This window comes from Methylocystis sp. H62, assembly GCF_015709515.1.
GTDB lineage: Bacteria > Pseudomonadota > Alphaproteobacteria > Rhizobiales > Beijerinckiaceae > Methylocystis.
The window spans coordinates 122170-148688 of the sequence record NZ_JADNQZ010000059.1 but is presented as its reverse complement, the minus strand read 5'-3'; the positions used below and the strand labels follow the sequence as shown (position 1 = coordinate 148688).

Here is a 26519-nt window from a genome sequence, read left to right as displayed (position 1 = left end):
TCTGACGGGCTCGCCGCACGCTTGTCTCCATAGACCTCACTTCGCGCGCGGATGCGCCGAGCGATAGGCGTCGAGGAGCCGCGTCTTGTCGACGGCGGTATAGATCTGCGTCGTCGAGAGCGAGGCGTGGCCGAGCAATTCCTGGATCGTGCGCAGATCGCCGCCGCGACCCAGAAGATGCGTGGCGAACGAATGACGCAGCGCATGCGGCGTCGCGCTCTCGGGCAGACCGAGCGCCCCGCGCAGGCGCTGGACGGCGAGCTGGATGATGCGCGGCGAGAGCGGCCCGCCGCGCGCCCCAACAAACAGCGGCCCGCCGGCGAGATCATAGGGACAGAGCGCGAGATAGGCCTCGATCGCCGCGCGCACCGGCGCGATGACCGGCACGGTCCGGCTCTTGCCGCCCTTCCCCAGGATCGTGACCCGATCGGCGGCGCCGATCGGCGCCGCGGCGCTTCCGATCGACAGCGCCTCGGAAATTCGCAGGCCGGCGCCGTAGAGCAGCGCCAGCACGGCGGCGTCGCGCGCGATCACCCAGGGCTCTCGCGCCTCGCCCGCTCTCTGTGCGGGGTCCACGATGTCGCGGGCGTCGGGGATGGTGAGCGCTTTGGGGAGGCTGTGCGGACGCTTGGGCGGACGCACGGCGCCAAAGACATCGGTGCGGGCGAGGCCCTTCTTCTCGATGAAGCGCAGAAAATTGCGAACCGCGGCGAGCGCCCGCAGCAGCGACCGGCTTTCCAAGCCATCGCGGCGACGCTTGGCCATGAAAGCGCGCAGGTCGGGGGGTTGAAGCGACTTAAGCGCGGCCGCGTCCGGCCGCTCTCCCAGATGCTGCGCCAGAAAACCCAAAAAATTGGCGAGGTCCCGGCCATAGGCGTCGACCGTGTGCCGAGAGGCGCGCCGCTCGCCGGCAAGATAGCGCAACCATAGCGCCGCTTCCTCGGCGATGGCCGGCGCCGCCTGAAAGTAAGAGGCGTCGGGAAGCGGCTTCTGTCGGGGCGCTCTGACGGGCGAATCGCGCATAAGCGACTATCGCCCAAAAAGATGAATGAAGGCCGTGAATCGTCGGTTATTCGCCCGACTTGATCTCGGCTTTCGCCTTGGTCAGCATCTCGTCCATGGTGCGGCGGATCTGATGCTCGGACTGGTTCACGCCCGCCGCCTCAAAATCCTTCTTCACCACAGCCACGACCCGCTCATCGGCGTCGGCGGCGACTTCCGCTGCGACCAGAGCGTCCGCGTAAGCCTGCGCCTCGGCGCCGGTCTTGCCGAGCTTTTCAGCCGCCCAGAGGCCAAGCAGCTTGTTGCGGCGCGCTTCGGCGCGAAACTGCAGCTCCTCTTCATGGACAAAGCGTTTTTCGAAGGAATCTTCGCGCTGGTCGAACGTGCTCATGTCCATCCTCGGCCGGGTTGTTCTTAAATCAGGACTCGGCGATCATGCGCCGCATCGGCGTCGGCTCGATATATGCGTATTCGCGCGCAAAGCCAATGCCGGAAAGCGTCGTCCTGGCCGCGACGAAAACGACCGCTATGATGCGGGCGCGGACGCGGACATGGCGCGCCGCGCGCCGAATTGCAAAAGGCGCGCCGATTCGGCAATTTGTAACAGCCTAGAGAGTTTTCCGTCCGGCGATCGGACCAAGCAGGGGCGCTTCATGAAGAAATTTGCATGCGTTATTTTATCCGCCTTGGCCCTGACGAGCCCGGCCTTCGCCCAGAAAATGACCAGCGACGACCTCAAATGGATCAACCAATGCATCAGCGATAACAAAGGCGAGGAAGGCGGGACGCCCGCCATTATCCGCGCCTATTGCATGTGCATGAACGAGAAGATGGACGACAACGAAACCCGATCCGTCACTCAGTGGGAAAAGGCCAATCCTGAGGCCCGGCAGGACTGCGAGAAACAGGCCGGCTGGAAGTAGCGTAAACGCCAAAGCCGCTTTGTGTTTGCGCCATGAGCGTCGCAGGGGCGAACGGGCGCGGTCGGAAAATCGTCGACCAGATGCTCAAATTACGGGCGCCCGCGCGTGCAAGAGGAACCAACACGGCGACGCCGCCGCTGGCCGCCGCCCTTTCAGTTTCATTGTATCGTCTTTCTCTTTGCGATAGAGTGCGCTGTCGGCTTGTCACTGGCCGCCAAAGACGCTACGACCGCCGGTGCTCGCGGCAGGGCGCACGCCCGCCGCCGCTCCCTGAGAGCCGCCCAGAAGCCGGCATGCGTTCACACTTCGGAGGAGCGACGACCCGCCACATGGACTTCCTCAAGCCCCGGTTGATCCCAATGAACCGCCGACGCCGCATCTACGAAGGCAAGGCCAAGGTCCTCTATGAGGGCCCTGAGCCCGGCACTTTGATTCAGCACTTCAAGGACGACGCCACGGCCTTCAACGCGAAGAAACACGAGGTGATCGACGGGAAGGGCGTGCTCAACAACCGGATCTCCGAATATATCTTCCAGCATTTGAACAGCATCGGCGTGCCGACCCACTTCATCCGCCGGCTGAACATGCGCGAGCAGCTCATCCGCGAGGTGGAGATCATCCCGCTCGAAGTCGTCGTGCGCAACGTCGCGGCCGGCTCGCTGGCCAAGCGTCTCGGGATGGAAGAGGGCACGCAACTGCCCCGCTCGATCATTGAATTCTACTATAAGAATGACGCGCTCGACGACCCGATGGTGTCCGAGGAGCATATCACCGCCTTCGGCTGGGCGACTCCCCAGGAGATCGACGACGTCATGGCGCTCGCCATCCGCGTCAATGACTTCCTTTCGGGCCTGTTCCTCGGCGTCGGAATCCGCCTCGTCGACTTCAAAATGGAATGCGGTCGGCTCTGGGAAGGCGACATGATGCGAATCGTCGTCGCCGACGAGATTTCGCCCGACAGCTGCCGGCTGTGGGACATCAAGTCGAACGACAAGCTCGACAAGGATCGCTTCCGTCGCGATCTCGGCGGGCTGGTCGAGGCCTATACCGAAGTCGCGCGCCGTCTCGGCATCATGCAGGAAAACGAGACGATCCGCACCGGCGCGCCGAAGCTCGTGCAGTAGGCAATCCCGAAGGGCCGCCATGGGCGTTCCTCATCTCGATTCAGGTCCAATGGGCGCGGAGGAATTCTTCGCGTTCACCGCGACACGCCCCGACGACGAAAAATGGGAGCTGATCGAAGGGGAGCCGGTCTTGAACGCTTCCGCCAGCCGTCTGCATCAAAAGATCATCGGCAACGTATTTTTTGCCCTGTCAGAGATTTCTCGCCAAAGAAATCCGGGTTGGGAGATCATTCCCGGGATCGGCGTGCGCCTCTCTGAATTAAGCGTTCCCGTTCCTGATCTGCTGATCCGACCCGATGACAATCTTGAGGGCGTCGAATGCAATGACATGATCATCGCGTTTGAGGTTCTGTCGCCATCCACAGCGAACAAGGATCTGCGCTGGAAACGGAAAGCCTATGCGACGCTGCCATCGCTCAGGCAGTATGTGGTCATCGCGCAGGACGCGGTTGAAGTCGTCTCCTTCGATCGCGCCAATGAGTTCTCGGAACGCCGCTTCGAGACGGCGGAGAGCGTGCTCGACCTGCCCCTTATCGGCGCGTCGATCGACTTGCGCGAGATCTATCGCGGCACGGGTCTGCTCTAACGCGCCGGCTTGCGCTTCGCGCGTCGAGCCAGTAACCGTTCGCCATCTTCTGAACTTGGAATAGCGCATGAAAGCCCGCGTCGTCGTCACCCTCAAATCCGGCGTCCTCGATCCGCAAGGCAAGGCGATCGAAGGCGCGCTGAAGTCGCTTGGCGTCGAAGGCGTCGCCAGCGTGCGGCAAGGCAAGGTGTTTGACGTGGAGCTCGCCGGCGCCGACGCCACCGCCGCCAAGGCGCAGTTGCAAGCCGCCTGCGAGAAGCTGCTCGCCAACACCGTGATCGAAAACTATCAGATCGATCTGTGATGAAAGCCGCCGTCGTCGTTTTCCCCGGCTCCAATCGCGAAGGCGACATGGCCCGCGCGCTGACACAGGCGACCGGGCGCCAGCCATCGATGTTGTGGCATGCCGATCACGAGCTGCCCGCCGGGACTGACCTCGTCGTATTGCCCGGAGGCTTTTCCTACGGCGATTATCTGCGCTGCGGCGCGATCGCCGGCCGCGCCGCCATCATGGACGCGGTGCGCGCGCACGCCGCGCGCGGCGGACTGGTGCTGGGCGTCTGCAACGGCTTCCAGATTCTTTGCGAAAGCGGCCTGCTGCCAGGTGTGCTGATGCGCAACGCTAATTTGCGCTTCGTCTGTCGGATGCAGCATCTCAAGGTCGAACGGAACGACACCGCCTTCACCCGGCAATATGCAAAGGGTCAGACGATCGAAGTCTGCATCGCGCATGGCGAGGGCAATTACGAAGCCGATGACCCGACGATAGATCGCCTGGAGGGCGAAGGCCTCGTCGCCTTCCGCTACTGCGACTCGGCCGGCAATGTCGGCGGCGAGGCCAATCCCAACGGCTCGCGCAACGATATCGCCGGAATCTATTCGGAAGGGCGCAATGTCCTCGGCCTGATGCCGCATCCCGAAAATCTCATCGACGCGCTCGTCGGCGGAACCGACGGCCGCGGGCTTTTCGAGAGCCTCGCCAGCGCGGCGTGATCCTCACGCTTTTGGCGGCAGCGGAAAGAGCCCGGTGAAGCGTTCGGCGAGGGCGCGGTCGCCCTCGACCCAAAGCGCCTTCTCAGCTTCAAGCGCCTCGAGCGGCGCGCCGCCATAGACCGCCGCGGCGATCGCCCTCGCCGGCCCGGCGAAGACGACGTCGGCGCCCTCCAACGCTTGCCGGGCGGCGTCGCATGCGCCGCCGTGGATTTGCACGAGGAACGTCTCGTCGCCGATGCGAAACCCGATGCGCGCGTTCAATCCCTCTGCTTTGCGGGCGTCGAACATCGTCTTGAACGACAGCATCAGCGAGGCGGCGCTGAGAGGCAGCGTTGGGTCATGCAGTGGCGAGCGCGCCGCCCAGCGGCCGAGGACGCCCAACACCGGCTCGATCTCATAGCCCCAGGGCGTCAGCTCGTACACATGGCTCGCCGCCGGCGGCGGCAGCTTGCGCCGGCTCAGCGCGCCGATGCCCTCCAGCCGCTCCAGCCGCTGCGTCAGCACATTGGCGCTGATTCCGGGAAGATCGGCGCGCAGGTCGCTGAATCTTTTCGGCCCGAACATCAGTTCGCGCATCACCAGCAGCGCCCAGCGTTCGCCAATCAGATCGAGCGCATGGGCGGCGCCGCAGGCGTCGTCATAGGTGCGCGCGGAAGGGCGACTCTTATCCGCGGTCTTTTTAGTTATTTTTACTAACTTCATTGTTGCATTTTATAACTTGTGCGGTAGGTTCGGCAACGTGCGGTTTGAGGAGCGTCCATGTCCAAGCTTATTTTCGTCAATCTTCCTGTCACCGATCTGCCCAGGGCGACCGCTTTCTACGAGGCGGTCGGGGCCAGGAAAAACCCGCAGTTCTCCGACCACACGGGATCCTGCCTGGTTTTCTCCGACACCATTCACGCGATGCTTTTGACCCATGAAAAATTCCGCCAGTTCACGACGAAAGAGATCGCCGATGCGCATAGGAGCGCAGAAGTTCTGATCTGTATTTCGGCCGACAGCCGCGCCGACGTCGACGCCGTCGTTGAAAAGGCGACTCGCGCCGGCGGCGCCCCGGATCCGACGCCGACGCAGGATTTCGGCTTCATGTATGGCCGCAGCTTCGAAGATCCCGATGGTCATATCTGGGAGATTATGTGGATGGACGCCGAGGCGGCGTCGAAGGCATGCCAACAAGAAAAGACCTGCCAGCAAGAAGGAGCGACGCAATGAGCTATGTCGACGGTTTCGTGATTCCCGTGCCCACTGGCAAGAAGGAAGATTACCATAAGGCCGCCGCGCAGATGTGGCCGATCATGAAGGAGTGGGGCGCGCTACGCGTCGTCGAATGTTGGGGCGACGACCTGCCCGACGGCAAAGTCACCGACTTTAAACGCGCCGTCGCCGCCGAGAGCGGCGAAAACATCGTGTTCTCGTGGGTCCTATGGCCGTCCAAAGAGGTGCGCGACGCGGCGCACAAGAAAATGCATGAAGACCCGCGCATGAAAGACATGCCGATGCCCTTCGACGGCAAACGCATGATCTTCGGCGGCTTCAGCGTATTGATGGACGAAGGCGCGTCATGACGCTCGCGCTGTATGGCCATCCGTTTTCGTCCTACACGCAAAAGGCGCTGATTGCGCTTTACGAGAACGACACGGCTTTCCAGTTTCGCTCGCTCGAAGACAAGCAGGCGGAAGCGGAGTGGGCCGCGCTTTGGCCCATCAAGCGGATGCCGCTTCTGCTCGACGATGATCGCAGCGTCATGGAGGCCAGCGTCATCGTCGAATATCTGGACCTACGCCACCCTGGCCGAACGACGCTCGTGCCGCGCGATGCGCAGGCGGCGATCGAGGTCCGCTTCATGGACCGGTTCTTCGACAATTACATCATGACGCCGATGCAAAGAATTGTGTTCGATCGTCTGCGCTCGGAAGAGGATCGCGATTCATTTGGAGTCGCTGAAGCGCGTCGGGCGCTGGACACGGCATACGGCTGGCTAAACGAAAATATGGAAGGTCGCGAATGGGCGGCGGGAGAGGATTTCTCGCTCGCCGATTGCGCAGCGGCGCCGGCGCTTTTCTACGCCGACTGGACGCACCCCATCGACAACGCGCTCGTCAATTTAAAGGCCTATCGCCAGCGGCTGCTTGCGCGCCCCTCCTTCGCGAGAGCCGTGGACGGAGCAAGACCTTATCGCGCTTATTTTCCGCTCGGCGCGCCGGATCGGGACTGACGCCGCCCGCTTACCGCCGCGCCGCGCGCGCGACGTTCCACAGCGCGCGCTCGGCCTCCATCTGCGCCACGCCGGCGTTGGCGCGCGCCCGCATCTGTGCGGCGCGCAGCGGCTCGATCAGCGCGCCAAGCCGCGCGGATGACCAGCTCTTGAGCTGTTCGTCCATCAGCGCGCGGTGCATGAAGCCGAAGCCGGCGCGCATCAGCGCCGAAACGCCGACATCGGGTCGCCCGCCCTCGCGCTCCATGGCGAGACGGGCGCGATGCAGCGCCACGGCGTAGCGCAGCGCCCCGATGACGAGCTGCTGCGCATCGCCGCCCTGCGCGAAATAAGCGTCGAGCGCCGCGCCCATATCGGCGGCGCCCGCGAAAGCCGCCGTCACCATGCGATCCGACGCGATGTTCGAGGCATGCGCGACAATCGCTTCGACGTCCTTGGCTTCGACATGCTCGCGGCCATGCATATAGAGCGCGAGCTTTTCAAGCTCGGCGCGACTCATCAGCCGGTCTTCCCCAAGCGCGCCGAGCAGCAGGCCGCGGGCTTCCGGACTCGCGACAAGGCCGGCGTCGCGCAGGCTACGATCGATCAGCGCCTGCAAATCCGCTTCCGCGTCGGGCTGGCACTCGATCGCCGCGCCCTGCTTGGCGCCCTCGACCAGCTTGCGCAGCGGCGCGTCGCGCCTCAGCGCGCCAGCGGTCAGCACGACCGTGCAATGCGCCGGCGGCGCGCCGATAAGCGACGTCAGCGCCGGAATGACGGATTTGGCGCCGGTCTCGACGAGGATGGCGCGCCGTCCGCCAAAGAGCGGCGTGGTGTTGGCCTCGTCGAGCAGCGCAAGCGGGTCGGAGGAGACGCCATCGCCGCTCATCTCGACGAACTGGAAAGGATCGCGGCGATCGTCGACGCGTTTTTCGACAAGCGCGAGCGCGCGCTCACGCACCATGCCCGCGTCGGAGCCAAAGACCAGGAAAAGAAAGACGCCCTCGGGCGGCGCGGCGATGAAGCGTTCGGCGTCGCGACTCTTGACCGCCGTCATGAGGCGCTATCGTCCGCCCCTGCCGTCAATAGCGAACGACGGCGGGAGCCGGTACAGAAGACAGGCGCGTAGCGAGCACGGTGGCGATTCTGGTGCGGATCGAATCCGCGATCACCCGCGCGTTACGGATCTCTGCGTCGCGCGCGGCGCGCACATTGGAGAAGCGGTTCGAGAATCGATCGTAGCTCACGATGTTGAAAGCGATGCCTTTCGTGACCTCCACCTCATCAGGGATGGTGACGAGCCGATATTCGGCGTCGACGATCACCGTCGCCGATGTGGCGCGGCCGGTCACAGTGTCGAGAATCGGCGTCTGCACGCGCTCGCGGAGCACGACCATCAGACGGTAGCGCGGCGGCGGCTGCGAGCCAGTCCCGTTCAGGCCGAAGATCAGATCGTTTCGGACATAGTGGCCGAGCCGCTGCGGAATTTCGTCAACCGCGACCGACTGCAGCTCGGCCGCGAGCGGCGCGGAGTCGAGCCCAAATCCTGCCGGCGCATAAAGCGGCTGGATGCAGCCGGCGAGCGGCAGGGCGAGCAGCGCTGCGCACATCATCGCCAAGCGCCGGAACCGGGCAATCGGCAGGTCGGCAGTCGGCAGTCGTCCGAATGCCGATTGCCGATTGCCGACTGCCGCTTTGCTAAACGACCACATTGACGATCCTTTTCGGAACGAGAATGAACTTCCTCAGCGGCTTGCCTTCCATGGCGCGCTGAACGCCATCTTGCGCCAAAGCCTCTTTGCGAATCGTTTCTTCGTCGGCGTCATGGGCGACAAGAATTTCGGCGCGCTTTTTGCCGTTGACCTGCACCGGCAGGCTTATCATCTCCTGGGCCAACAGGGTAGGATCGGCCGCCGGCCAAGCCGCTTCAGCAACCAGACCTTTGTGGCCCAAATCGGCCCAGCACTCCTCGGCGACATGCGGCGTCATCGGCGCGACAAGCCGAATGAGCGCGTCGGCCGCCTCGCGGAAGGCGAAGGCGAGATCGTCCGGAACCGGCGTTTGCGTCACGGCGTCGAGCGCGCTGGTCAGCTCATTGGCGAATTCGCGTATGCGGGCGATGGCGCTGTTGAACCGCAGCCGCTCGATATTTTCGCTCGCCTGGGCGATCGAACGATGCGTCGCCTTGCGCACGGCGAGCGCGAGATCGTGAAACGCCGCCGGCGGCTCAGCCCCGACGGGGGCCGCCACATGCCCCAGTTCGCCGGTCAGGCGCCACAGGCGCTGCACGAAGCGCCAGGCGCCCTGCGCGCCCTCGTCCGACCAGATGACGTCGCGGTCGGGCGGGCTGTCGGACAGGACGAAGAGCCGCGCCGTATCGGCGCCATAACTCGCGACAATGTCGTCGGGATCGACAGTATTCTTCTTCGACTTCGACATTTTCTCAATCGCGCCGATTTCGAGCCGCTCACCGGTGCTTACAAGATTCGCAACGCGAATGTTGCCAGTCGAAATCTTCAGACCGCCCTTTGCCGGCTCATTAGGGGTAGAGCTCGTTGCCGTTTGAATGGCTGTGCCCGCACTCGGAACACTCGACGCCGGCACAAATTCAAATCGAACGTCAGAGGGAGACACCCATTCCCCAGTCTGAGCCTTATAGGTCTCATGCACGACCATGCCCTGGGTGAAGAGCCCGGCGAAGGGCTCGGCGACCGCCGCGTGGCCGGAATCGCGCATGGCGCGGGCGAAGAAGCGCGAATAGAGAAGATGCAGAATCGCGTGCTCGATGCCGCCGATATATTGATCGACCGGCAGCCAGCGCGCGAGCGCCTCGGCGCTCGCCGGCGCCGTCTCATTATGCGGGTCGGCGAAGCGCGCGTAATACCAGGACGAGTCGACGAACGTGTCCATCGTGTCGGTCTCGCGCCGCGCCGGCGCGCCGCATGAGGGACAGGGGACATTTTTCCAGCTTGCGTGGCGATCGAGCGGATTGCCGGGCTGATCGAAGGAGACGTCTTCGGGCAACCGCACCGGCAGATCGGCCTCCGGAACCGGGACCGGGCCGCAATTCTCGCAATGAATGATGGGGATCGGGCAGCCCCAGTAGCGCTGGCGCGAAATCCCCCAGTCGCGCAGCTTGTAATTCACCTTCCGCTCGCCCTGGGGATGGCCGAACAGCGCCGTGGTCGTCAGACGGTTGGCGACGTCGTCCTTCGCCTCCGGCACAGTGAGCCGGTCGAGAAAGCCGGAATTGACCAGCCTCCCCTCGGCCTCGAAGGCTTCGCCGCTTGTCGCGATCTGCTTTTCGAGCTCTTGGGGATCGAGGTCTTCCGGGCAGACGACGACCTTGAAGCCGAGCGCATATTTCGTCGCGAAATCGAGGTCGCGCTGGTCATGCGCCGGGCAGCCGAAGATCGCGCCCGTGCCGTAGTCCATCAGAATGAAGTTCGCGACATAGACCGGCAGCGTCCAGTTCGGATCGAACGGATGAACGACGCGCAGCCCCGTGTCGTAGCCCATCTTTTCCGCGGTCTCGATCGCTTCCGCGGACGTCGCGCCGCGCCGGCACTCCTCGGCGAAGGCGGCGAGCGCCGGGTCCTTCTGCGCGGCGGCTTTCGCCAGCGGATGATCGGCGGCGAGCGCGACGAATTTCGCGCCAAACAGCGTATCGGCGCGGGTGGTGAAGACTTCGATCTCGCGCATCCCGTCAAGCGGCTCGGCCAGCGCGAAGCGCACGAGCATGCCCTCCGAGCGCCCGATCCAATTGCGCTGCATGAGGCGCACCTTCTCGGGCCAGCGGTCGAGATCGTCGAGCGCGGAGAGCAGCTCTTCGGAATAGTCGGTGATCTTGAAGAACCACTGCGTCAGCTCGCGCTGCTCGACGAGCGCGCCGGACCGCCAGCCGCGCCCGTCGATGACCTGCTCATTGGCGAGCACCGTCATGTCGACCGGGTCCCAGTTCACCTTCGACTTCTTGCGGACGACGATGCCGGCTTTCAGGAAATCGAGAAAAAGCTTCTGCTGGCGCCCGTAATATTCGGGATCGCAGGTCGCGATCTCGCGCGACCAGTCGAGCGACAGCCCCAGCGTTTTGAGCTGCGCCCGCATCGCCGCGATGTTGGCGTAGGTCCATTGCGCCGGATGCGCGCCGGTCTGCGCCGCGGCGTTTTCGGCGGGAAGGCCGAAGGCGTCCCAGCCCATCGGATGCAGGACGTCAAAGCCCCTGGCGCGCATGAAGCGCGCGATCACGTCCCCCATCGAGTAATTGCGCACATGGCCCATGTGCAGCCGGCCCGAAGGATAGGGAAACATCTCGAGCACGTAATATTTGGGCGCGCCGATGCGTTCGCCTGCCTTAAAAGACTGTTTTTCTTCCCAAATCTTTTGCCATCGGGGCTCCGCCTCGGCAAAATTATAGCGTTCGGGTCTCATTTGCTGGCGAGTCCGGTCAAAAGGCTTGCGGGATTGCGCCTCTAATGCCGGGCGGTCGGGGGGATGTCAAAGGCAGGAGCCGTTCGCAGAGCCACGAAAAAGCTCGGGGGCCGTAAGCACGGCCCCCGACAGTTCCCCATGATCTCACGCCTTCGCCGAAAGCCCGACGGTGATCCAGCTGACGCCCTCGAAGATCAGATTGATCGCGAGGAAGAGGCCAAGGATGTAGAGGCCTGACATCGGCCACTGGGCCAGGATCATTCCGCCCAGCACGATGCTGATCACGCCCGAGAACGCCACGAGGCCCCAGGGGCCGACGTCGCGGATGTGCCAGGCGAGGATCAGCTTGAACAGGCCGGCGGCGATCAGCGCGACGCCGATGATCGCCGTCAACGACACCGCCGCGAGCAAAGGATCGCGGAAGACCAGAAAGCCCGCGACGATCGTGATAAGCCCGATCGCGCCCCAGAGCAGCGCCCTGGTCCAGGGCCGGATCTGAACGGCCGTGATAATCTCCATCGCGCCGGCGACGAGCATCGCCGCGCCGACATAGAAGACGGTCACGAGCGTGGCGGTGGTGACGTCGTAGAGTGCGAACAATCCGCCGATGAGCATGAGCGCGCCAAGCGCGACGATCCATCCCCATTTGCGGCGCAGATGATGCAGTTGCATCGTGCGCCCGTCGTAAGTCAGGCTGTCATTGACCATTATCGGCCTCCAATTCGGTGGGAACAATCCTTGGTAGGCGGGACGCGTTTCTCAATAATGAACGTGTGCGACGATACCGCCCCTCGCCCGCCCTTTTGCCCGCCGCAAGCTTAACGCGCCGGACTGCACGAAGTTCCGCGCTGCGAAGTCGTAAACCATTCGGCGCTTGACCCGGCCGCCGAAATCGCGATTTTCGCGCCATGGGAGCCGCCGATCGCCTTGAATCGACACGCGAAGCGATTCGCCGCGCTGCAGTGGACTGTGGCCGCGATCCTGGCGCCATTCGCCTCATCTGCGTCACCAAGACCTTTCCGGCCGAGGACGTGGCGCCGCTGCTGGAAGCGGGCCATCGCGTCTTCGGGGAGAACCGCGTGCAGGAGGCTTTGTCGAAGTGGCCACCCTTGCGCGAAAAATATCCGGACATCGAATTGCATCTCATCGGCCCGCTGCAGTCGAATAAGACGCGCGAGGCGGTCGAGCTCTTCGACGTCATCGAGAGCGTCGACCGCGAAAAGATCGCCAAGGCGCTGTCCGAGGAAATCGCCAGGACCGGCAAGCGCCTGCGGCTCTTCGTTCAGGTCAACACCGGCGCCGAGCCGCAAAAGGCCGGCGTTCTTCCCGAAAGCGCCGACGGCTTTCTGGCCGCCTGTCGCGACATTCATGGGCTGCGCATCGAAGGGCTGATGTGCGTGCCGCCCGTGGGCGAACAGGCGTCGCCGCATTTCGCGCTGCTCGCCGACATCGCCGCGCGCAATGGGATCAAGGAACTGTCCATGGGCATGAGTTCGGATTTCGAACTCGCGATCCAGTTAGGGGCGACCTATGTCCGCGTCGGCTCGGCGATCATGGGCGAGCGGGATTATCCCGCGTGAAATGGCGGCCCCCTCCCCAACCCTCCCCCGCTTCGCGGGAGAGGGAGCAGGCCACGCCCCTCATCGCCATTTCTCGAAAAGCGTCGCGGCTCCGGTTCGCGAATACCGCTCGTTAGCGTCCCCTCTCCCATCCGAAGTCGGCTGTTGACGACTTCGGGGTCGATGCGCAAACCGGGAGCACCCGGTTTGCGAAGCGGGGGAGGGACAGGGAGGGGGCTCAGCGCTATTCGATCAACAGCGCGACCTTGCGTCCCAACCGCGGCAGAAGCCGCGCCATATCGCGGGCGCGCAATGCGACGCAGCCGGCCGTGGGCGAAAGATCATCCGTGGCGATATGAAAGAAAATCGCGCTGCCGCGACCGCGCACCCGCGGACAAAGATTATAGCCCATGACGCCGACGGCGTCATAGAGCACGTCCTTGCGCCACATTTCCTCATGGCCGAGGCGCGACGGCGCCTGCAGCGGTTTGTTATAAAGAAACGAGCGCGGATCATCGCACCAGAGATCATGCGGCCGCGTTCGCCGCCATGGCAGATGCAAGGGCGCAGGCGCGCGCAGGTAAAAATAGAGGAGCGGCCAACGGCCGGCCGGGCTCGCGCCGTCGCCTTCGCGCTTGTTGCGTTTAATTCCGCTGCGGCCAAGCGCACAAGGAAGAACGAGCGAGCCGGCGATCAGCCTTCCCTCGTGCGGGCGGCCGCCAATGCGCCGCGCGACGCGCAGCAAGGCCAGTCCGGCAGGTTTCGTCCGGGTCGTTCGGCAGTGCATGATGCGTTCATATGCGCCGCTCGCCGGCGCGTCTGACCGCCTATAGCAGGAATACCCGCGAGGAGCGCCACCAGCTGATGTCCCTTTCGCGCATTTTGAGCATCGCCGCCAACGCCACGTTGCGGGCGACGCTCGTCGAGCAATTCGCCGCGCTCGGCCGCTATGCGCTGCGCGAAGGCCAGCTCGGCGCGCCGGGACAAGATTGGCCGGATGCGGCGATCGTGGACGACGCCCATTGCGATCTCAAGGCGCTTGCCGATGCGCGCGCGCGGGGCTGCAGGACCCGTGTCGTGCTCATCGCCGATGAACCGAAATCGCCGCCGCTCGGGGTCGACGCCGTCGTGACGCGTCCCATCCGCTTTGCGGAATTGGTCGAGCTCATCGATTTCGCGCCGGCGCGGGCCGCAGTCGGCCCCTTTCATTTCGAGGCCGGCGAACTCCGGGCGCCTTCTGGCGCGCGCTTGAAGCTGACCGAAAAAGAGACGGCGATTCTCGCGAGGCTGGCGCGCGCCCATGGCGCGGCGGTCTCGCGCGAGGCGCTGCTTCGCGACGTGTGGGGCTACGGTCCGAATATGTCGACCCGTACGCTCGAAACGCACATTCACCGTCTGAGACGCAAGCTCGAGCCGTCGCCCGAACAGCCGCGCTGGCTCAAAACCGAACGCGACGGGTACCGGCTCGCCGCCAGCGAAGAGGACCCCGCGTCTTAACGCTTACGCCACGCCGCCGGCGCATATAGAGATAGCGTGGGGCACGCCGAACAAAGTGACATGACGCTGGACGACGATATCGACAATCTCGCGCGCATCCCTCTCTTTTCGATCTTCGAGCCGAACGCCCTGCGTCTGCTCGCGCTTTCCACAGAAACGCGCCTGCTGCGCGCCGGCGATGTCCTGTTTCGACGCGGCGAAATGTCGGACGGCGGCTATGTGCTCACCTTGGGGTCGATCGCGCTGACCGCCTCAAACGACGGACGAGCACAATCGAAGATCGTCCGGCCCTGGACGCTGATCGGCGAAACCGCCCTCCTCGCGCCCTCGACCCGCCCCGCCAGCGCCATCGCCCAGGAGCCGGCCACGGTGCTTAAGATCTTGCGGCCGTTGTTTCATTTGATTTTGGAGCAGCATCCGGCGACCGCCGCTCGCGTGCGCGATTTCTTTCGTTGCAGGCTTTTGGATTTCATCCACGATATCGGCGCCGAGGCGTCGGCGTCTGACCGCGACGTTGGGCGCTTAACGTAAACGCCAAAAAAAGTCCCGTTTCAGCCTCTCGCAGCGGATCATGTTCAGCCTAAGTAAGTTGTTAGTGCGGCGTGAGCTCCAGGGGAGTTTGCGACGCACGCGGCGAGACGCCGCGCCAGGAGGAGGATAAATGATGCGAAAAGCCCTAAAATTGGCGCTCTCCGGCGCGCTCTGCAGCGCGACATTGGCGACCGCCGTTCCCACCGAAGCGCTCGCCGGGCCGATGAGCGCGCCCGATCGGTCAATTGTCGCACCTTCGAGCCCGGTCGAAAATGTTTGGTATCGTCGCGGCTGGGGCAATCGCGGCGGCTGGGGCCGGCGCTACGGCTACCGGCGCGGCTATTACAACCCCGGCGGCGCCATCGCCGCGGGCGTGGGCCTCGGACTTCTGGGCGCCGGCCTCGCGGCTTCGAGCGGTTATGGCGGCTATGGCTACCCCTATGGCTATTACCCGGCCGCCTACAGCGGATGGGGAGATCCCTGGGGCGGCTGGGGCGGCGGCGGCTGGGGTGGCGGCGGCTGGGGCGGCGGCTGGGGTGGCGGTGGCTGGGGCGGCGGCTGGGGCGGCTGGGGCGGCGGCTGGGGCTGGTAAGCTCAACATTTCTCCAGGCGGTCTGAACGGCGGCGCGGGACTCGCGCCGCCTTTTTGCCGTTGCCGGAGACGAATTGTAGAAGCGGACGCCGCGTCCCCGCGGCGCCGACAAACACGCTAGGCCTCCGCTCCAAAATGGGGAATTCTCAGGCGACCACCATCGCAACGACGCCCTTCGCCGATCAACGCCCGGGCACATCCGGCCTGCGCAAGAAAGTCGAGGTCTTCAAGCAGCGCCACTATCTTGAAAACTTCATTCAATCGATCTTCGACAGTCTGGAGGGCTATCAGGGCGCAACGTTCGTCGTCGGCGGCGACGGCCGCTATTACAACCGCGAGGCGATTCAAAAGATCTTGAAGATCGCCGCCGCCAACGGCGTCGGCCGAATCGTCATCGGACAAAGCGGCATATTGTCCACGCCCGCGGCCTCGGCGCTCATTCGCGCGCTTACGGCCTTCGGCGGAATCGTACTGTCGGCCAGCCATAATCCTGGCGGTCCGCATGGCGACTTCGGCATTAAATACAACGTCGCGAACGGCGGCCCGGCGCCCGAGAAGGTGACGGACGCGATCTACGCGCGCACGCGCGAGATCACCTCGTTCAGGATCATCGAAGCCCTCGACGTCGATATCGACAGGCTCGGCGAAACCGCGATCGGCGACATGCGCGTCGATGTGGTCGACAGCGTCGCGAATTACAAAGCGCTGATGCAGACGCTCTTCGACTTCGATCGCATCCGCGACGCTTTTCGCTCAGGCTTCACCTTCACCTTCGACGCCATGTCGGCCGTCACCGGCCCCTATGCGCGCGTGCTGTTCGAAGAGGAGCTCGGGGCGCGGCCGGGCAGCGTCATCAACGCGACGCCCCTGCCCGATTTCGGCGGTCATCATCCCGACCCCAATCTCGTCCACGCCAAGCATCTTTACGATCTCGCCATGTCGGACGCCGCACCCGATCTTTGCGCAGCGTCGGACGGCGACGGCGATCGCAATCTGATCATCGGCCGCGGCCGTTTCGTCACGCCTTCGGACAGTCTCGCGATCCTCGCCGCCAACGCCACGATCGCGCCGGGCTATCGCAAAGGCGTCGCAGGAATTGCGCGATCCATGCCGACAAGCGCCGCCGCCGACCGTGTCGCGGAAAGGCTCGGCGTCCCGCTCTTCGAGACGCCGACGGGGTGGAAATATTTCGGCAATCTGCTCGACGCCGGTCTCGTGACGATCTGCGGCGAGGAAAGCGCCGGCGCGGGCTCCGACCATGTGCGCGAGAAGGACGGGCTGTGGGCGGTGCTGTTCTGGCTCGACATTATCGCAGCGCGCAAAGAGAGCGTCGACGCCATCGTTCGACAACATTGGACGACCTATGGACGCAATTATTATTCGCGTCACGACTATGAGGAAGTCGCGAGCGACGGCGCCCATGCGCTGATCGACGCGCTGCGCCAACGTCTGCCGACTCTCAAGGGCCAATATTTCAGCGGCCTTGAAGTCGCGACGGCCGACGACTTCGCCTATCACGATCCGGTCGACGGCTCGGACTCGCAGCATCAGGGCCTGCGGGTGATTTTCACTGATGGCTCACGGATCGTCTATCGGCTGTCGGGCACCGGCACGGCCGGCGCCACGCTGCGGGTCTATATCGAGCGCTACGAACCCGATCCCGCGCGGCAACATATGGAGACGGAGGCGGCGCTCGCCGATCTCGTAAGCCTATCGCGCGACCTCGCCGCCATCGAACGCTATACGCAGCGCGCTGCGCCGAGCGTCATCACCTGAGCGTGCGTGCGCTTCCGTACAAATCCGCAGCTACCGTTTGCGTCTGACGAAGGGAATTGGTTTTGCCGCAGCGGACTTCTCGGTCGTCGACGCTGTCGCGCTGAACAGAGCCTTTCGCACCGCCTTCGCTACGGATTGCTCGGCGTCGATTGCGATCACGCCGAGATCGAGCGCGGATTGCGGCGCAAGCGCGCCGTCGAGCACGGAGGCGAGGACTGTTTCATTGGTCACGACCACGACATCGCCGGGCGCTGGTCCTGCGACATGCATTTCGATGTCGTAGCCCCCCGCGCTTGCGGCCAATCGCGACCACAGCTGAGAGTCGATGAAGAGAACGGAGATTTTCGGCGCCAGGATCAGCGTCTCGGGAGTCGCCGCAAGCCGACGCTCGAGGCTTTGGATGCGGCCTGCGGCGCGCCAATAGCCTTTCGGGCCAGGCTCGATCGGCGCAATCGCAGCGCGACTGACGACGCCGCTTGCGACCGCGTCGCTGAGTGCGAAAGCGACCGCAAGCGACTTTGGATGCATTGCGCTGAATCCGTCGCCGAGCCGCCCATCGAAGCCGCAGGCCATGCCCGTCTGAGGGCTGACGAAAACGGCAAAAAAAAGCGTCAAGCCGGCGACGACGCTGAGCTGCGGGCGCATATCGAGAGCGCTCCCGCCGCTCAAGGCGTCACGATGTGGAACCAGAACGGGAACTTGTCGAGCAATCCGACGAACTCCACAAACGTCTCGCGCTTGCCTTCGACTTTCAGCTCTCCCGAGGCGATCGCCTGTTCGGGCGTGAGCAGGCCAAGCTCGATCCGATCGAGCGTCGATTTTTTGAGCGTGGCCTTCGCGTCCGGATTGAGAGCTGGCTTGTCAGAATAGTTCAGCACGCCATTTTCGACCGCCAGCCTGTAGAGCTTTTTCAGGTCGGTGAACTCAACATTGAGGATCAGCTTTTTCCCGACGGCCTTCGGTCCGTTCAAGCGTACGGCAAGATAATCCCACGTCATTTCCGGAGGCATCGCCTCGATCGTGTCGGCGCTTGCCGTGTTCAGGCCGCCCGACTCTGGAACGCCATTGCGCAATTCGAACGCGCCTTGCAGATAGATGGCGCGCCACGGCCCGGACTCGGCCTGGTAGCCCATCTGTTCATAGGCGTCGGCGAGCAGATCCTTGGCTTCCTTATTGTTGGGATCGGCGAAAACCGCATGGGTGAGCGCTTCGGCTACCCAGCGATACCCGCCCTTGTCGAAATCCGCTCTGGCGCGTTTTAAAATCGCCGGCGCGCCGCCCATGTATTCGACGTATTTCTTCGCCGCCTCGGCGCGCGGTAGCTGGTCCAGCGTCGTCGGGTTGCCGTCGTAGAAGCCCATATAGCGCTGATAGACCGCGCGCGAATTGTGTTTGAGCGAGCCATAATATCCGCGGTCGGCCCATGTCTTGTCGAGTTCCGGCGGAAGCTGAATCATGTTGGAGAGTTCAACGCCCGTGTAGCCCTTGTTCAACAGGTTTACGGACTGGTCGTGAATATATTTGTAAAGATCGCGTTGCTTCTTGAGATAGTCGACGATCTTTTCTCGTCCCCAGAGCGGCCAGTGATGGCTCTGGAACTTGACGTCGATCTTGTCCGCGAAAAGATCGATCGTCTCATCGAGGTAACGCGCCCATTTCAGCGCGTCCCGCACCTGAGCGCCGCGCAAGGTGAGAATGTTGTGCATCGTGTTGGTCGCATTCTCGGCCATCCACATCGCGCGGAACTGCGGGAAATAGGTGTTCATCTCGGCCGGCGCCTCGGTGCCCGGCGTCATTTGGAAGACCATGCGCACGCCGTCGATCGTGACGGTCTCGCCGGTTTTCTTGATCTCGCGCGTCGGCAAAATGAGCGATATGACGCCGGTCGACGTAGTCTGGCCCAGTCCTGCGCCCACGCTGCCGCGTTCGTCGCGCGGCAACATCGCGCCATACATGAAGATCGCGCGGCGGCTCATGGCGTTGCCGGCGATGACGTTTTCGCTCACCGCATGTTCAGCAAAATGTTCCGGCGCGAGAACCTGGATCTTGCCCGCCTTCACATCGGCTGCATCAACGATGCCGCGCGCGCCGCCGTAGTGATCGACATGCGAGTGGCTGTAGACGACGGCGACGATCGGACGCTTGCCGAGGTTCTGCGCGACGAGCTCGAAGGCGGCCTTCGCGGTTTCGGTCGAGATCAGCGGATCGAAGACAATCCAGCCTTTGTCGCCTCTGATGAAAGTTATGTTCGATAAATCATAGCCGCGGACCTGAAAAATGCGGTCGTGAACCTTGTATAGGCCGTAATGCATGTTGAGTTGCGCATTGCGCCAAAGACTCGGATTGACCGAATCGGGCGCTGGCTTGTCGACGATGAAGGACTTGAAGCTTTCCATGTCCCAGACGACCCTGCCCGAAGCGTCCTTGATCGTCAGCGAGTCGGGCTTGGCGATGAGACCGCGCGCGGCGTTGTCAAAATCTTCACGGTCGTCGAAATTCAGGCTCTGCAATACGGCCCGATTGGCGGACTTCGTGGCTTCCGTCGCAGGCTTGGGCGCCGTTTGCGCGTAAGCGAGGGTGGCGGCGATTGCGATGAGTGCGCTCAGGATCGACGAGAATGATTTGCGTCGCGCGTCCAACATGCGGCCCTCCATTAAAGGCTTGCCCCGTCGGCTGTCCCGCGCAAAGAATTATCTGGAATAGAATTCATGGCAACCAAAAAACGGACCCGCCCCCGCCGTCATTGCGCCGATCATGACAGACGGGCCGTGACGCCGGTGATTCGCGTGAATGATGCAGCCCTCCAATGCGAGACAAGCGACGCAATGGAAATCAGCGAAGACGAACCCAAGACTCTCAGCGAGCATCCATTCCGCGAGGCTGTTCTCGCGGAGCTGCACGCGCGGCCGTTCCTGCCGCTCGATGCGCCGCGGCGCGTCTATCACTACGCCTTCGCCACGGACCACGAAGCGGCGGCCGCCGATCGAGAAGCGATCGGCGCGCTCGCGCTCGCGCATGGCGTGCTGGCGCCGGACCCGGGCGCGCGATTCCACTACTTTATCTTTGGCGACTGGCGGCTTCGCTGGGAGCAACATAGCGAATTCACCACCTACAGCTGGTCGACCGGCGTCGGCGCTGAAATCCCCTTCGCGCATGCCGACCCGTTCAAAGCGGGCGAAATCTCCTTCAAGCCGCCAGGCGTTCTCATCGTCGCGACGCAGCTCTGCGTCGTCGACGGCGCACGATCGGTCGAAGAGCTTGCATCCTGTTTCAATTCGCAGAGTCTGTGCGTCGTCGGCGTCGAAGATCGTGAAGCGCAGGTTCTGACCGACTTCGCCGTCGACGCCTATGGCTTTACGCGCATGCTGATCCGCGGAAATGCGCTGCCGCGTTTCGAAGCCGGCCGACTCGCGCAGCGCGTCCTCGAGATCGAAACCTATCGTACGATGGCGCTGCTCGGGCTGCCGCTCGCGCGGCAAGTGTCGCCGCAGCTCGCCGATATGGAGCGAGAGCTGTCGGGCATCACCGAGGCGCTGAACGAAGCGCATGATATGCGCGTCAATCACCTTTTGCTGAAACGGCTCTCGGACCTGCTCGCGAGCGGTCAGGCGCTGTCGACGCGCACGGCCTTCCGTTTCGACGCGAGCCGCGCCTATCGCGCGCTGGTGAAGAACCGGCTTACCCAGCTGCAGGAACGCCGCGAAGGACAATATGTGACGATTTCTGATTTTCTTAGCGCGCGACTCGATCCGGCGATCGAAACCTGCAACGCCGTCGAGGCGCGCCAGACCCGCTTTTCAACGCAGGTCGAGCGCGCGACCGATCTGATGCGCACCGGCATCACGCTGGAGATGGAGCGGCAGAACGGCGCGCTGCTTGAAGAGATGAACCGCCGCACACGGTTGCAGATGCGGCTCAACCGCATCGTGCAGGGAATCACGATCGCCGGGCTCGCCTATTTTCTTACCGGACTCTTCAGCTTTATCGCCAAGGGGCTCAAGGCCGCCGGCGCCCTTCCGCCGCAGGTTTCCGCCGATCTCGTCGCCGCTCTCGCGATGCCGATCGCCGTGCTCATCGCCATGGCGTTCATGGCCCGCGTTCACAGATTGTCGCGAGAGGCGGCGGAGGAGGAACACTTGGATTAACGTCTATTCGACGTCGAAGGGCGCGACTCCTGTCGGCTGGCCGTTTTCGCCAAGGGTGATCTTCTCGATGCGCGCTTCGGCCTCGGCGAGAAGCGCCTCGCAGCGCGCCTGCAGCGCCTTGCCGCGCGCATAGAGCTTTACCGACTCGTCGAGCGAGACGGCGCCTTTCTCCAGGTCGGCGACGATACGCTCGAGCTCCTGCATCGCCTGTTCGAAAGGCAATGATGCGATGTCAGCGGCGGCGTCCGGCTTCTGCGTCATGGCGTCTCTCATAGACGAAGCGCCCATCATTGGCTATGCGGCGGCTGCGCGATCGCCGGGCTCGGCACGGCCCACAATGCGCAGAATCGCCGGAAATTCCTCGCGCGTGCGGCGCTCGATCTCGTCGAGCGCGTCATGGGCGCATTGCACGGATACGGCCGCGTTCAGACGGCAACGGAAGTTGACGACGATGCCCCCGGCCGTTTCGCGGACTCGAACGTCCCGCACTTGCGCCGGCGGTCGGGTCTGAGCGGCGACGCGCGCAAGCGCCGCCTCGATGGCCCCAGCAGTTGCGGGATCGGCGACCTGCGCCGCGAGCAATTGCAGTTCGAGCGGCTCGATATGCGTATCGACTTCGGCGTCGGCGCCGAACTCGTCGCGCAGCGCGCTCTCGAAGTCGGCGGCGATCGCATGCGCGCGGCCGAGCGGCATGGCGCCATCGAGTTCGACGTCGACGCCGATCGATAGCCTGCCCTCGATCTGCTGGGCGATGACATGATGGGCGTGGATGTGGCGACGCGCCCCAACCAGCAGGATCCGTTCCGCGATCGTTTCGTCGTCCAGCGCCCGCGGCTCGATCGACAGCGTGACCCGGGCGCGCGGCGTGACTGTGGCGATCGCGTCGGCGACGGCCGATTTGATGCGCGCCGCCTGCTCGACGCGCAGGCCGCGCGAAACGCCGATCGTCGCCTCGCCGACGATGTCAGGGCCAATCGTGCGCAGTCGCAGCGAATCGATCGCGATGACGCCCGGCACGTCGACGATCGCGCTCTCCAGATGCGGCGCCATTTCGCGTGGGGCGGCGTCGAGCAAAGTGTCGATGGTGCGACGGCCCAGCCGGAAACCCGCGATGGCGATGAAGACGGCGACGCCCAAGGCGGCGAGCGCGTCGCCGCGCTCGAACCCGTAATGCGCCGCAACGAGACCGAGCAGCACCAGCGCCGATGACACCAGATCGCTCGAAAAATGCAGCGCGTCAGCGGCCAGAGCGTCGCTGCCCTCTTCCTTTGCGATCCGCCGCAACTGCCGCGAGCGCACGAAATCGACGACGATCGAAACGACCAGAACGCCATAGATCGGCCAGCCGGCGTCGATCACGACATCCGTCTCCTGCAGCCGCCTCCAGGCTTCGCCGACGATGAACAAGGCGAGGCCGAAGAGGAAGCCGGTTTGGATCAGCGCGGCCAGCGCCTCATATTTGCCATGGCCATAGTGATGTTCCTCGTCCGCCGGCTTTTCTGCTTCGCGCACCGCGAAGAAGGTCAGCACTGTCGCGCCGGTGTCCACGAAGGCGTGCCCCGACTCCGACAGCAGCGCGAGCGAGCCAGACCACAGACCGGCCGCGAGCTTTGCCGCCGCGAGCAAAGCGCTGGCGGCGATCGACGCCTTGGCGGCCGCCAGCTTGACGCTCGGCGCCGCTCGAGGAAGAGACTTCGTCTCGGTCACGTCAATAGGAACCTGTGTTTGGGAGCGCCTGCGCTCTAGCAGGCGCCCGGCGTGGGCGCAAATCCGCGCCCGCGGAACGCTATTATTATGGCGGACGCACCAAATAGGAGCCTCATGTGAGATTTCTGCACACCATGATCCGAGTCGGCGACCTCGACCGCTCGCTTGAATTCTTTTGCGGCGTGCTTGGACTTCAGGAGGTGCGCCGCACCCAGAACGAAAAGGCGCGCTATACGCTCGTCTATCTCGCCGCGCCCGAGGACGCCGCGCAAGCCAAGGAACACGGCGCGCCGACGATCGAACTCACCCATAACTGGGACGAACACGAATATTCCGGAGGGCGGAATTTCGGTCACATCGCCTTCGCCGTCGATAATATTTACGACGTTTGCGCGCGGCTGCAGGCGGCGGGCGTGACGATCAATCGGCCACCGCGCGACGGCCATATGGCCTTCGTGCAATCGCCGGATTTGATCTCCATCGAGCTGTTGCAGAAGGGCGCGCCGCTGCCGCCAACGGAACCCTGGGCGTCGGCGCCTAACATTGGCGGTTGGTAGAGGCAAGGCTACTGCGGCGCCGCACGATCTTTTGCGTCGCATCTACGAATTTTTCAGCTGCTCGGAACTATTGCTCTGGCCATGAGTTGAGTCCCGAGTCGTGCTGCGGCCTCAGCTCGGCTGATCACTATGTCGTTGATTTACCGGCGAACTTCGTCGTGAAGCTGTCATGGCCCTCAGTTAGAAGGCGGCAGCGCGCGGCATGGGGAGCGAAAGTCTCTCGGCTCTTGCGCCGATAGCCTTGTTCGCGGGGCTTGAGAGATCCCGTCCGATCGTCGGACGCGGAATTTTTTCAGCAGTCATACAGATAACGTTCAGCTTGACTGGATAGCTTGGCGGGAACGAACGCGCCTGAACGGGGCGACGGAAACTGATGTCGCGGAGATAAGCAACCGCGGCCAACAAAGGGTTCCAAAACATGGAACGTTCAAGGGCGGAGGTCGTCATGGTCATCGTGGATCTGATCAATTCCTGCTCGAACGACAAGGTGGCGCATGCCGCCTTGGCTTGCATTGGCGGCGGCTTCGCCGAGCGCGTGCGCGCCGCGGCAGAAGAGAAAGGCGTCAGCGTTGGCAGATTCGTCGCGATGGCGGTGCGCGATTTCGCGAGCCGGTCGGATGAAGCCGCGCAAGAGGCGCTTCGGGCCAAGGTTGTCCGCGACGACCAGCCTCTGCTCCGAGGATTGCGGGAGGTCCTTCAAGTGGCGCTGGAGCGCGGCCCCTTCGTCCTCGACAGCGAGGCGATGGCGGCGACGCCGCCCTACGCCTTCAGCGCCGCGCGAGAGAATGCGCTGCGATATCACTGACACTGTCCAATCGACGTTTATGAAATGGCGGCCTCGCTTCGGCGACGTCGCCATTTGCGCGTTTAGGCCTACATGAGAGTAGCGTAAGACACTTTCCGGGCCAGGGATGACGCATTTTCTCGACCAGGCGCAGATCGCCGCCATCCTTTCGACCTACGGCTATTGGGCGATCTTTATCGTCGTGGCCCTGGAAAGCGCCGGCATTCCGCTGCCCGGCGAAACCATGCTCGTCGGCGCGGCGATTTACGCGCGGCTCTCCGGAGCGATCGCCATCGAGAATATCGTCGTGGCGGCCGCTGCTGGCGCGATCGTCGGAGACAATGTCGGTTATTGGCTGGGGCGGGAATACGGAACGAAGCTTCTCGAACGCTACGGCCATCATGTCGGGCTCGGCCCGGAGAAGCTGCGCCTTGGCCAATATCTCTTCTATCGCTGGGGCGGCGCGATCGTCTTTTTCGGCCGCTTCGTCGCGCTGCTGCGCATTCTCGCGGCCTCGCTCGCCGGCGCAAACCATCTGCCGCCTGGCCGCTTCTTCATCTATAATGCGACGGGCGGCGTCGTTTGGGCCTGCGTATTCGGCTTTGGCGCTTATTACCTCACCGCTGGCTTCGAAAAAATCGAAGGTCCCATCGCAATGGCCCTCATCGGCGGGCTCGTCATCGGGCTGTTTGTGCTTTGGCGCTACTATAAACGGCACGAGGCGCGGCTGATGCGGGAAGCCGACGCCATGCTAAGCCAGCGACGCTAGATCACCTGCATTTGGGCGCTCTAGCCGAAACGGGCGCCCATGCGCGCGTCGATGAGCGCGCGGTTCAGTTCGCGCGCCAGCTCCGCTTTCTGATCCGGCCCTAAGAAGGCGCCGATCTCGATGCATTCGCCGCGCGAGATCAGCGCCACCCGCTCCGTCCCGAATTCTTCGTGGACCGTCTGTTCAAGCCGCACCCAGGAGGGGTTGAAGCGCCATTCCTTTCGTTGTCCGCGCGCGCCGATTTGCGCGAAAACGAGCTCCAGCGGCGTGAGGTCGAGCGTCTCATGACTGCGGGCGGCGCGGAAGCTGACGCGGAAGGCGAGATAGAGACCGACCGCGTCGAGGCCCATGAAGCCGGCGACGGGCCAGGCGCCCATGAAGAAGAAGGGCAGCGCAAAAAGGGCCTGTCCAAAACAGAAAATCAAGATGAAAAGGTAGAAGGCGTGCGGCGTCATCGACCGATGCGGCGTCAGCCGCGCTTCGTAAATTTTCCGCTCGAAGGGGTCGGACATTTCTCCTGCCGGCTTTGTCCCTGAGATTCTAAAAGTTATAACGCGCCCATGGCGGAAACAATCAGTCAGCGCGCGCGCGTCGCTAAAAAACCGCGCGCCGGCCGGCGGCCGGCGGCCGCTGAAGCCGCGCGCATCGAAGAGATTTTCGCGCGTCTCGCAGCCGCGAATCCCGAACCCAAGACTGAACTCGGTTACAAAAATTCGTTTACGCTGCTCGTCGCCGTCGTTCTGTCCGCGCAAGCGACCGACGCCGGCGTCAACAAGGCGACTCCCGCGCTCTTCGCGCTCGCCGACACGCCCGCCAAAATGGCGGCGCTCGGCGAAGAGCGCGTGCGCGACCTCATCAAAACGATAGGCCTGTTTCGCGCCAAGGCGAAAAATATCGTCGCCCTGTCGCGATTGTTGCTCGAACGGCATGGCGGAGAGGTGCCGCGCACGCGCGAGGAATTGACGGCGCTCCCAGGCGTCGGCGGCAAGACCGCGAATGTCGTGCTCAATGTCGCCTTCGGCGAGCCGGCGATCGCGGTCGACACCCATATCTTCCGGGTCTCCAACCGGCTGCCGCTCGCAAGCGGCAAGACGCCCGAAGAGGTCGAAGCGGGACTGGAACGCATCGTGCCAGAGAAATATCTCCTGCACGCGCATCACTGGCTCATTCTGCACGGTCGCTATGTGTGCAAGGCGCGCACGCCAGAATGCCCGCGCTGCCCCATCGCCGATCTCTGCCGGTTCAAAGCCAAGACGCTCTGATCGTCCGATCCTTGCAGCCCCACGCGGCGTTGAGGACAAAGTCACAGACGCGCATCGGGCGACGTGGGATCTGTTCCAATCAAGCCG

At 63.7% G+C, this 26519-nt stretch carries 31 protein-coding genes; 18 read left to right on the top strand and 13 right to left on the bottom strand.

Annotated features, from left to right (window positions below):
* Positions 1–36: 36 nt before the first annotated feature.
* Positions 37–1023: a tyrosine recombinase XerC gene (locus IYY11_RS20100; protein WP_196405511.1), complete on the bottom strand. Its 987-nt coding sequence runs from the start codon at positions 1021–1023 to the stop codon at positions 37–39.
* Between the two features lie 46 nt (positions 1024–1069).
* Positions 1070–1393: a DUF1476 domain-containing protein gene (locus IYY11_RS20095; protein ID WP_196405510.1), complete on the bottom strand. Its 324-nt coding sequence runs from the start codon at positions 1391–1393 to the stop codon at positions 1070–1072.
* Between the two features lie 160 nt (positions 1394–1553).
* Between IYY11_RS20095 and IYY11_RS20090 the strand changes: the two genes are divergently transcribed.
* The 5 genes from IYY11_RS20090 to purQ all read left to right on the top strand — a co-directional run bounded on the left by IYY11_RS20090 (position 1554) and on the right by purQ (position 4628).
* A complete protein-coding gene (locus IYY11_RS20090; RefSeq protein ID WP_246720125.1) occupies positions 1554–1925 on the top strand; it encodes a hypothetical protein in 372 nt (123 codons plus the stop codon).
* A 329-nt stretch (positions 1926–2254) separates the two neighbouring features.
* Entirely contained in the window at positions 2255–3049 is a 795-nt protein-coding gene (gene purC, locus IYY11_RS20085; RefSeq protein ID WP_014892432.1) for a phosphoribosylaminoimidazolesuccinocarboxamide synthase, read from the top strand.
* Positions 3050–3068: 19 nt separating this feature from the next.
* Complete coding sequence (locus IYY11_RS20080; protein WP_196405509.1) at positions 3069–3635, top strand: Uma2 family endonuclease; 567 nt, start codon at positions 3069–3071, stop codon at positions 3633–3635.
* Between the two features lie 67 nt (positions 3636–3702).
* A complete protein-coding gene (purS, locus tag IYY11_RS20075) occupies positions 3703–3939 on the top strand; it encodes a phosphoribosylformylglycinamidine synthase subunit PurS (RefSeq protein WP_196405508.1) in 237 nt (78 codons plus the stop codon).
* The gene (gene purQ, locus IYY11_RS20070; protein ID WP_196405507.1) at positions 3939–4628 is read left to right on the top strand and encodes a phosphoribosylformylglycinamidine synthase subunit PurQ; all 690 of its coding nucleotides are present in this window, start codon (positions 3939–3941) and stop codon (positions 4626–4628) included. The genes purS and purQ overlap by 1 nt, the downstream gene beginning before the upstream one ends.
* A 3-nt stretch (positions 4629–4631) precedes the next feature.
* Here the strand turns inward: purQ and IYY11_RS20065 are convergent, their stop codons facing one another.
* Positions 4632–5330, bottom strand: coding sequence for a winged helix-turn-helix transcriptional regulator (locus tag IYY11_RS20065; RefSeq protein WP_196405506.1), 699 nt, complete (start codon positions 5328–5330; stop codon positions 4632–4634).
* Between the two features lie 57 nt (positions 5331–5387).
* Between IYY11_RS20065 and IYY11_RS20060 the strand changes: the two genes are divergently transcribed.
* Genes IYY11_RS20060 through IYY11_RS20050 form a run of 3 tightly spaced genes read left to right on the top strand, consistent with a single transcriptional unit; the run spans position 5388 to position 6843 of the window.
* Positions 5388–5840, top strand: coding sequence for a VOC family protein (locus tag IYY11_RS20060; protein WP_196405505.1), 453 nt, complete (start codon positions 5388–5390; stop codon positions 5838–5840).
* Positions 5837–6193, top strand: coding sequence for a DUF1428 domain-containing protein (locus IYY11_RS20055; protein WP_196405504.1), 357 nt, complete (start codon positions 5837–5839; stop codon positions 6191–6193). The genes IYY11_RS20060 and IYY11_RS20055 overlap by 4 nt, the downstream gene beginning before the upstream one ends.
* Positions 6190–6843: a glutathione S-transferase family protein gene (locus IYY11_RS20050; protein ID WP_196405503.1), complete on the top strand. Its 654-nt coding sequence runs from the start codon at positions 6190–6192 to the stop codon at positions 6841–6843. The genes IYY11_RS20055 and IYY11_RS20050 overlap by 4 nt, the downstream gene beginning before the upstream one ends.
* Positions 6844–6853: 10 nt before the next feature.
* Here IYY11_RS20050 and holA read toward each other — a convergent pair whose 3' ends face one another.
* From holA to IYY11_RS20030, 4 genes are all read right to left on the bottom strand, one after another.
* Positions 6854–7879, bottom strand: coding sequence for a DNA polymerase III subunit delta (gene holA / locus IYY11_RS20045; protein WP_196405502.1), 1026 nt, complete (start codon positions 7877–7879; stop codon positions 6854–6856).
* Positions 7880–7904: 25 nt separating this feature from the next.
* Positions 7905–8534 (bottom strand): LPS assembly lipoprotein LptE, encoded by a 630-nt coding sequence (locus tag IYY11_RS20040; RefSeq protein WP_246720124.1) that lies wholly within the window; start codon positions 8532–8534, stop codon positions 7905–7907.
* Positions 8521–11253, bottom strand: a complete 2733-nt coding sequence (leuS, locus tag IYY11_RS20035; RefSeq protein ID WP_196405500.1) for a leucine--tRNA ligase — start codon at positions 11251–11253, stop codon at positions 8521–8523. Before leuS ends, IYY11_RS20040 begins: the two co-directional genes overlap by 14 nt.
* A 144-nt stretch (positions 11254–11397) precedes the next feature.
* The gene (locus IYY11_RS20030) at positions 11398–11961 is read right to left on the bottom strand and encodes an HdeD family acid-resistance protein (protein WP_196405499.1); all 564 of its coding nucleotides are present in this window, start codon (positions 11959–11961) and stop codon (positions 11398–11400) included.
* 200 nt (positions 11962–12161) lie between these two features.
* On the opposite strand from IYY11_RS20030, the gene IYY11_RS20025 reads away from it, so the two are divergent.
* Entirely contained in the window at positions 12162–12833 is a 672-nt protein-coding gene (locus tag IYY11_RS20025) for a YggS family pyridoxal phosphate-dependent enzyme (RefSeq protein WP_196405498.1), read from the top strand.
* A 223-nt stretch (positions 12834–13056) separates the two neighbouring features.
* Here IYY11_RS20025 and IYY11_RS20020 read toward each other — a convergent pair whose 3' ends face one another.
* Positions 13057–13599, bottom strand: a complete 543-nt coding sequence (locus tag IYY11_RS20020; protein WP_196405497.1) for a L,D-transpeptidase — start codon at positions 13597–13599, stop codon at positions 13057–13059.
* A gap of 77 nt (positions 13600–13676) precedes the next feature.
* Here IYY11_RS20020 and IYY11_RS20015 point away from each other — a divergent pair, with 77 nt between their 5' ends.
* The 4 genes from IYY11_RS20015 to IYY11_RS20000 all read left to right on the top strand — a co-directional run bounded on the left by IYY11_RS20015 (position 13677) and on the right by IYY11_RS20000 (position 17208).
* Positions 13677–14309, top strand: coding sequence for a winged helix-turn-helix domain-containing protein (locus tag IYY11_RS20015; RefSeq protein ID WP_196405496.1), 633 nt, complete (start codon positions 13677–13679; stop codon positions 14307–14309).
* Between the two features lie 60 nt (positions 14310–14369).
* Complete coding sequence (locus tag IYY11_RS20010) at positions 14370–14840, top strand: cyclic nucleotide-binding domain-containing protein (RefSeq protein WP_196405495.1); 471 nt, start codon at positions 14370–14372, stop codon at positions 14838–14840.
* 130 nt (positions 14841–14970) lie between these two features.
* Positions 14971–15432 (top strand): hypothetical protein, encoded by a 462-nt coding sequence (locus IYY11_RS20005; RefSeq protein ID WP_281431710.1) that lies wholly within the window; start codon positions 14971–14973, stop codon positions 15430–15432.
* Positions 15433–15567: 135 nt separating this feature from the next.
* The gene (locus IYY11_RS20000) at positions 15568–17208 is read left to right on the top strand and encodes an alpha-D-glucose phosphate-specific phosphoglucomutase (protein WP_196405494.1); all 1641 of its coding nucleotides are present in this window, start codon (positions 15568–15570) and stop codon (positions 17206–17208) included.
* A 30-nt stretch (positions 17209–17238) separates the two neighbouring features.
* On the opposite strand, the gene IYY11_RS19995 is transcribed toward IYY11_RS20000, so the two are convergent.
* Together IYY11_RS19995 and IYY11_RS19990 are read right to left on the bottom strand one after the other, a co-directional pair.
* Positions 17239–17853 carry a hypothetical protein gene (locus tag IYY11_RS19995; RefSeq protein ID WP_196405493.1) on the bottom strand — a complete coding sequence of 205 codons (615 nt, stop codon included), beginning with the start codon at positions 17851–17853 and terminating at the stop codon, positions 17239–17241.
* A 20-nt stretch (positions 17854–17873) separates the two neighbouring features.
* Positions 17874–19850 (bottom strand): alkyl/aryl-sulfatase, encoded by a 1977-nt coding sequence (locus tag IYY11_RS19990; protein WP_196405492.1) that lies wholly within the window; start codon positions 19848–19850, stop codon positions 17874–17876.
* Between the two features lie 183 nt (positions 19851–20033).
* Between IYY11_RS19990 and IYY11_RS19985 the strand changes: the two genes are divergently transcribed.
* Positions 20034–21353 (top strand): DUF3422 family protein, encoded by a 1320-nt coding sequence (locus tag IYY11_RS19985; protein ID WP_196405491.1) that lies wholly within the window; start codon positions 20034–20036, stop codon positions 21351–21353.
* A 3-nt stretch (positions 21354–21356) separates the two neighbouring features.
* Here IYY11_RS19985 and IYY11_RS19980 read toward each other — a convergent pair whose 3' ends face one another.
* Positions 21357–21614: an exodeoxyribonuclease VII small subunit gene (locus IYY11_RS19980; protein ID WP_196405490.1), complete on the bottom strand. Its 258-nt coding sequence runs from the start codon at positions 21612–21614 to the stop codon at positions 21357–21359.
* Positions 21615–21647: 33 nt separating this feature from the next.
* Positions 21648–23060, bottom strand: a complete 1413-nt coding sequence (locus IYY11_RS19975; protein WP_196405489.1) for a cation diffusion facilitator family transporter — start codon at positions 23058–23060, stop codon at positions 21648–21650.
* Between the two features lie 116 nt (positions 23061–23176).
* Between IYY11_RS19975 and gloA the strand changes: the two genes are divergently transcribed.
* From gloA to IYY11_RS19960, 3 genes are all read left to right on the top strand, one after another.
* On the top strand, positions 23177–23617 hold the full coding sequence (gloA, locus tag IYY11_RS19970; RefSeq protein WP_196405488.1) for a lactoylglutathione lyase: 441 nt from the start codon (positions 23177–23179) through the stop codon (positions 23615–23617).
* Positions 23618–24035: 418 nt separating this feature from the next.
* Positions 24036–24422 carry a hypothetical protein gene (locus tag IYY11_RS19965; protein WP_196405487.1) on the top strand — a complete coding sequence of 129 codons (387 nt, stop codon included), beginning with the start codon at positions 24036–24038 and terminating at the stop codon, positions 24420–24422.
* Positions 24423–24528: 106 nt separating this feature from the next.
* Positions 24529–25170, top strand: a complete 642-nt coding sequence (locus IYY11_RS19960) for a DedA family protein (protein ID WP_196405486.1) — start codon at positions 24529–24531, stop codon at positions 25168–25170.
* Positions 25171–25190: 20 nt separating this feature from the next.
* On the opposite strand, the gene IYY11_RS19955 is transcribed toward IYY11_RS19960, so the two are convergent.
* Positions 25191–25682, bottom strand: a complete 492-nt coding sequence (locus IYY11_RS19955) for a DUF2244 domain-containing protein (RefSeq protein ID WP_196405485.1) — start codon at positions 25680–25682, stop codon at positions 25191–25193.
* Positions 25683–25730: 48 nt separating this feature from the next.
* Here IYY11_RS19955 and nth point away from each other — a divergent pair, with 48 nt between their 5' ends.
* Positions 25731–26432: an endonuclease III gene (gene nth / locus IYY11_RS19950; RefSeq protein WP_196405484.1), complete on the top strand. Its 702-nt coding sequence runs from the start codon at positions 25731–25733 to the stop codon at positions 26430–26432.
* Positions 26433–26519: the final 87 nt, after the last annotated feature.

Excerpts from the sequence above, each read along its gene's own strand:
- IYY11_RS20030 (WP_196405499.1), bottom strand. The coding sequence starts at position 11,961 with ATGGTCAATGACAGCCTGACTTACGACGGGCGCACGATGCAACTGCAT.
- purQ (WP_196405507.1), top strand. The coding sequence starts at position 3,939 with ATGAAAGCCGCCGTCGTCGTTTTCCCCGGCTCCAATCGCGAAGGCGAC.
- purS (WP_196405508.1), top strand. The coding sequence starts at position 3,703 with ATGAAAGCCCGCGTCGTCGTCACCCTCAAATCCGGCGTCCTCGATCCG.
- IYY11_RS20090 (WP_246720125.1), top strand. The coding sequence starts at position 1,554 with ATGGCGCGCCGCGCGCCGAATTGCAAAAGGCGCGCCGATTCGGCAATT.
- IYY11_RS19965 (WP_196405487.1), top strand. The coding sequence starts at position 24,036 with ATGGAACGTTCAAGGGCGGAGGTCGTCATGGTCATCGTGGATCTGATC.
- IYY11_RS20050 (WP_196405503.1), top strand. The coding sequence starts at position 6,190 with ATGACGCTCGCGCTGTATGGCCATCCGTTTTCGTCCTACACGCAAAAG.
- IYY11_RS20010 (WP_196405495.1), top strand. The coding sequence starts at position 14,370 with ATGACGCTGGACGACGATATCGACAATCTCGCGCGCATCCCTCTCTTT.
- IYY11_RS20020 (WP_196405497.1), bottom strand. The coding sequence starts at position 13,599 with ATGCACTGCCGAACGACCCGGACGAAACCTGCCGGACTGGCCTTGCTG.
- holA (WP_196405502.1), bottom strand. The coding sequence starts at position 7,879 with ATGACGGCGGTCAAGAGTCGCGACGCCGAACGCTTCATCGCCGCGCCG.
- IYY11_RS19985 (WP_196405491.1), top strand. The coding sequence starts at position 20,034 with ATGGAAATCAGCGAAGACGAACCCAAGACTCTCAGCGAGCATCCATTC.
- IYY11_RS20005 (WP_281431710.1), top strand. The coding sequence starts at position 14,971 with ATGATGCGAAAAGCCCTAAAATTGGCGCTCTCCGGCGCGCTCTGCAGC.
- IYY11_RS19955 (WP_196405485.1), bottom strand. The coding sequence starts at position 25,682 with ATGTCCGACCCCTTCGAGCGGAAAATTTACGAAGCGCGGCTGACGCCG.
- IYY11_RS20100 (WP_196405511.1), bottom strand. The coding sequence starts at position 1,023 with ATGCGCGATTCGCCCGTCAGAGCGCCCCGACAGAAGCCGCTTCCCGAC.
- IYY11_RS19980 (WP_196405490.1), bottom strand. The coding sequence starts at position 21,614 with ATGACGCAGAAGCCGGACGCCGCCGCTGACATCGCATCATTGCCTTTC.
- IYY11_RS19995 (WP_196405493.1), bottom strand. The coding sequence starts at position 17,853 with ATGCGCCCGCAGCTCAGCGTCGTCGCCGGCTTGACGCTTTTTTTTGCC.
- purC (WP_014892432.1), top strand. The coding sequence starts at position 2,255 with ATGGACTTCCTCAAGCCCCGGTTGATCCCAATGAACCGCCGACGCCGC.
- IYY11_RS20065 (WP_196405506.1), bottom strand. The coding sequence starts at position 5,330 with ATGAAGTTAGTAAAAATAACTAAAAAGACCGCGGATAAGAGTCGCCCT.
- IYY11_RS20000 (WP_196405494.1), top strand. The coding sequence starts at position 15,568 with ATGGGGAATTCTCAGGCGACCACCATCGCAACGACGCCCTTCGCCGAT.
- IYY11_RS20040 (WP_246720124.1), bottom strand. The coding sequence starts at position 8,534 with ATGTGGTCGTTTAGCAAAGCGGCAGTCGGCAATCGGCAATCGGCATTC.
- IYY11_RS20015 (WP_196405496.1), top strand. The coding sequence starts at position 13,677 with ATGTCCCTTTCGCGCATTTTGAGCATCGCCGCCAACGCCACGTTGCGG.
- IYY11_RS19960 (WP_196405486.1), top strand. The coding sequence starts at position 24,529 with ATGACGCATTTTCTCGACCAGGCGCAGATCGCCGCCATCCTTTCGACC.
- IYY11_RS20080 (WP_196405509.1), top strand. The coding sequence starts at position 3,069 with ATGGGCGTTCCTCATCTCGATTCAGGTCCAATGGGCGCGGAGGAATTC.
- IYY11_RS20055 (WP_196405504.1), top strand. The coding sequence starts at position 5,837 with ATGAGCTATGTCGACGGTTTCGTGATTCCCGTGCCCACTGGCAAGAAG.
- IYY11_RS20095 (WP_196405510.1), bottom strand. The coding sequence starts at position 1,393 with ATGAGCACGTTCGACCAGCGCGAAGATTCCTTCGAAAAACGCTTTGTC.
- leuS (WP_196405500.1), bottom strand. The coding sequence starts at position 11,253 with ATGAGACCCGAACGCTATAATTTTGCCGAGGCGGAGCCCCGATGGCAA.
- nth (WP_196405484.1), top strand. The coding sequence starts at position 25,731 with ATGGCGGAAACAATCAGTCAGCGCGCGCGCGTCGCTAAAAAACCGCGC.
- IYY11_RS20060 (WP_196405505.1), top strand. The coding sequence starts at position 5,388 with ATGTCCAAGCTTATTTTCGTCAATCTTCCTGTCACCGATCTGCCCAGG.
- IYY11_RS20025 (WP_196405498.1), top strand. The coding sequence starts at position 12,162 with ATGGGAGCCGCCGATCGCCTTGAATCGACACGCGAAGCGATTCGCCGC.
- IYY11_RS19990 (WP_196405492.1), bottom strand. The coding sequence starts at position 19,850 with ATGTTGGACGCGCGACGCAAATCATTCTCGTCGATCCTGAGCGCACTC.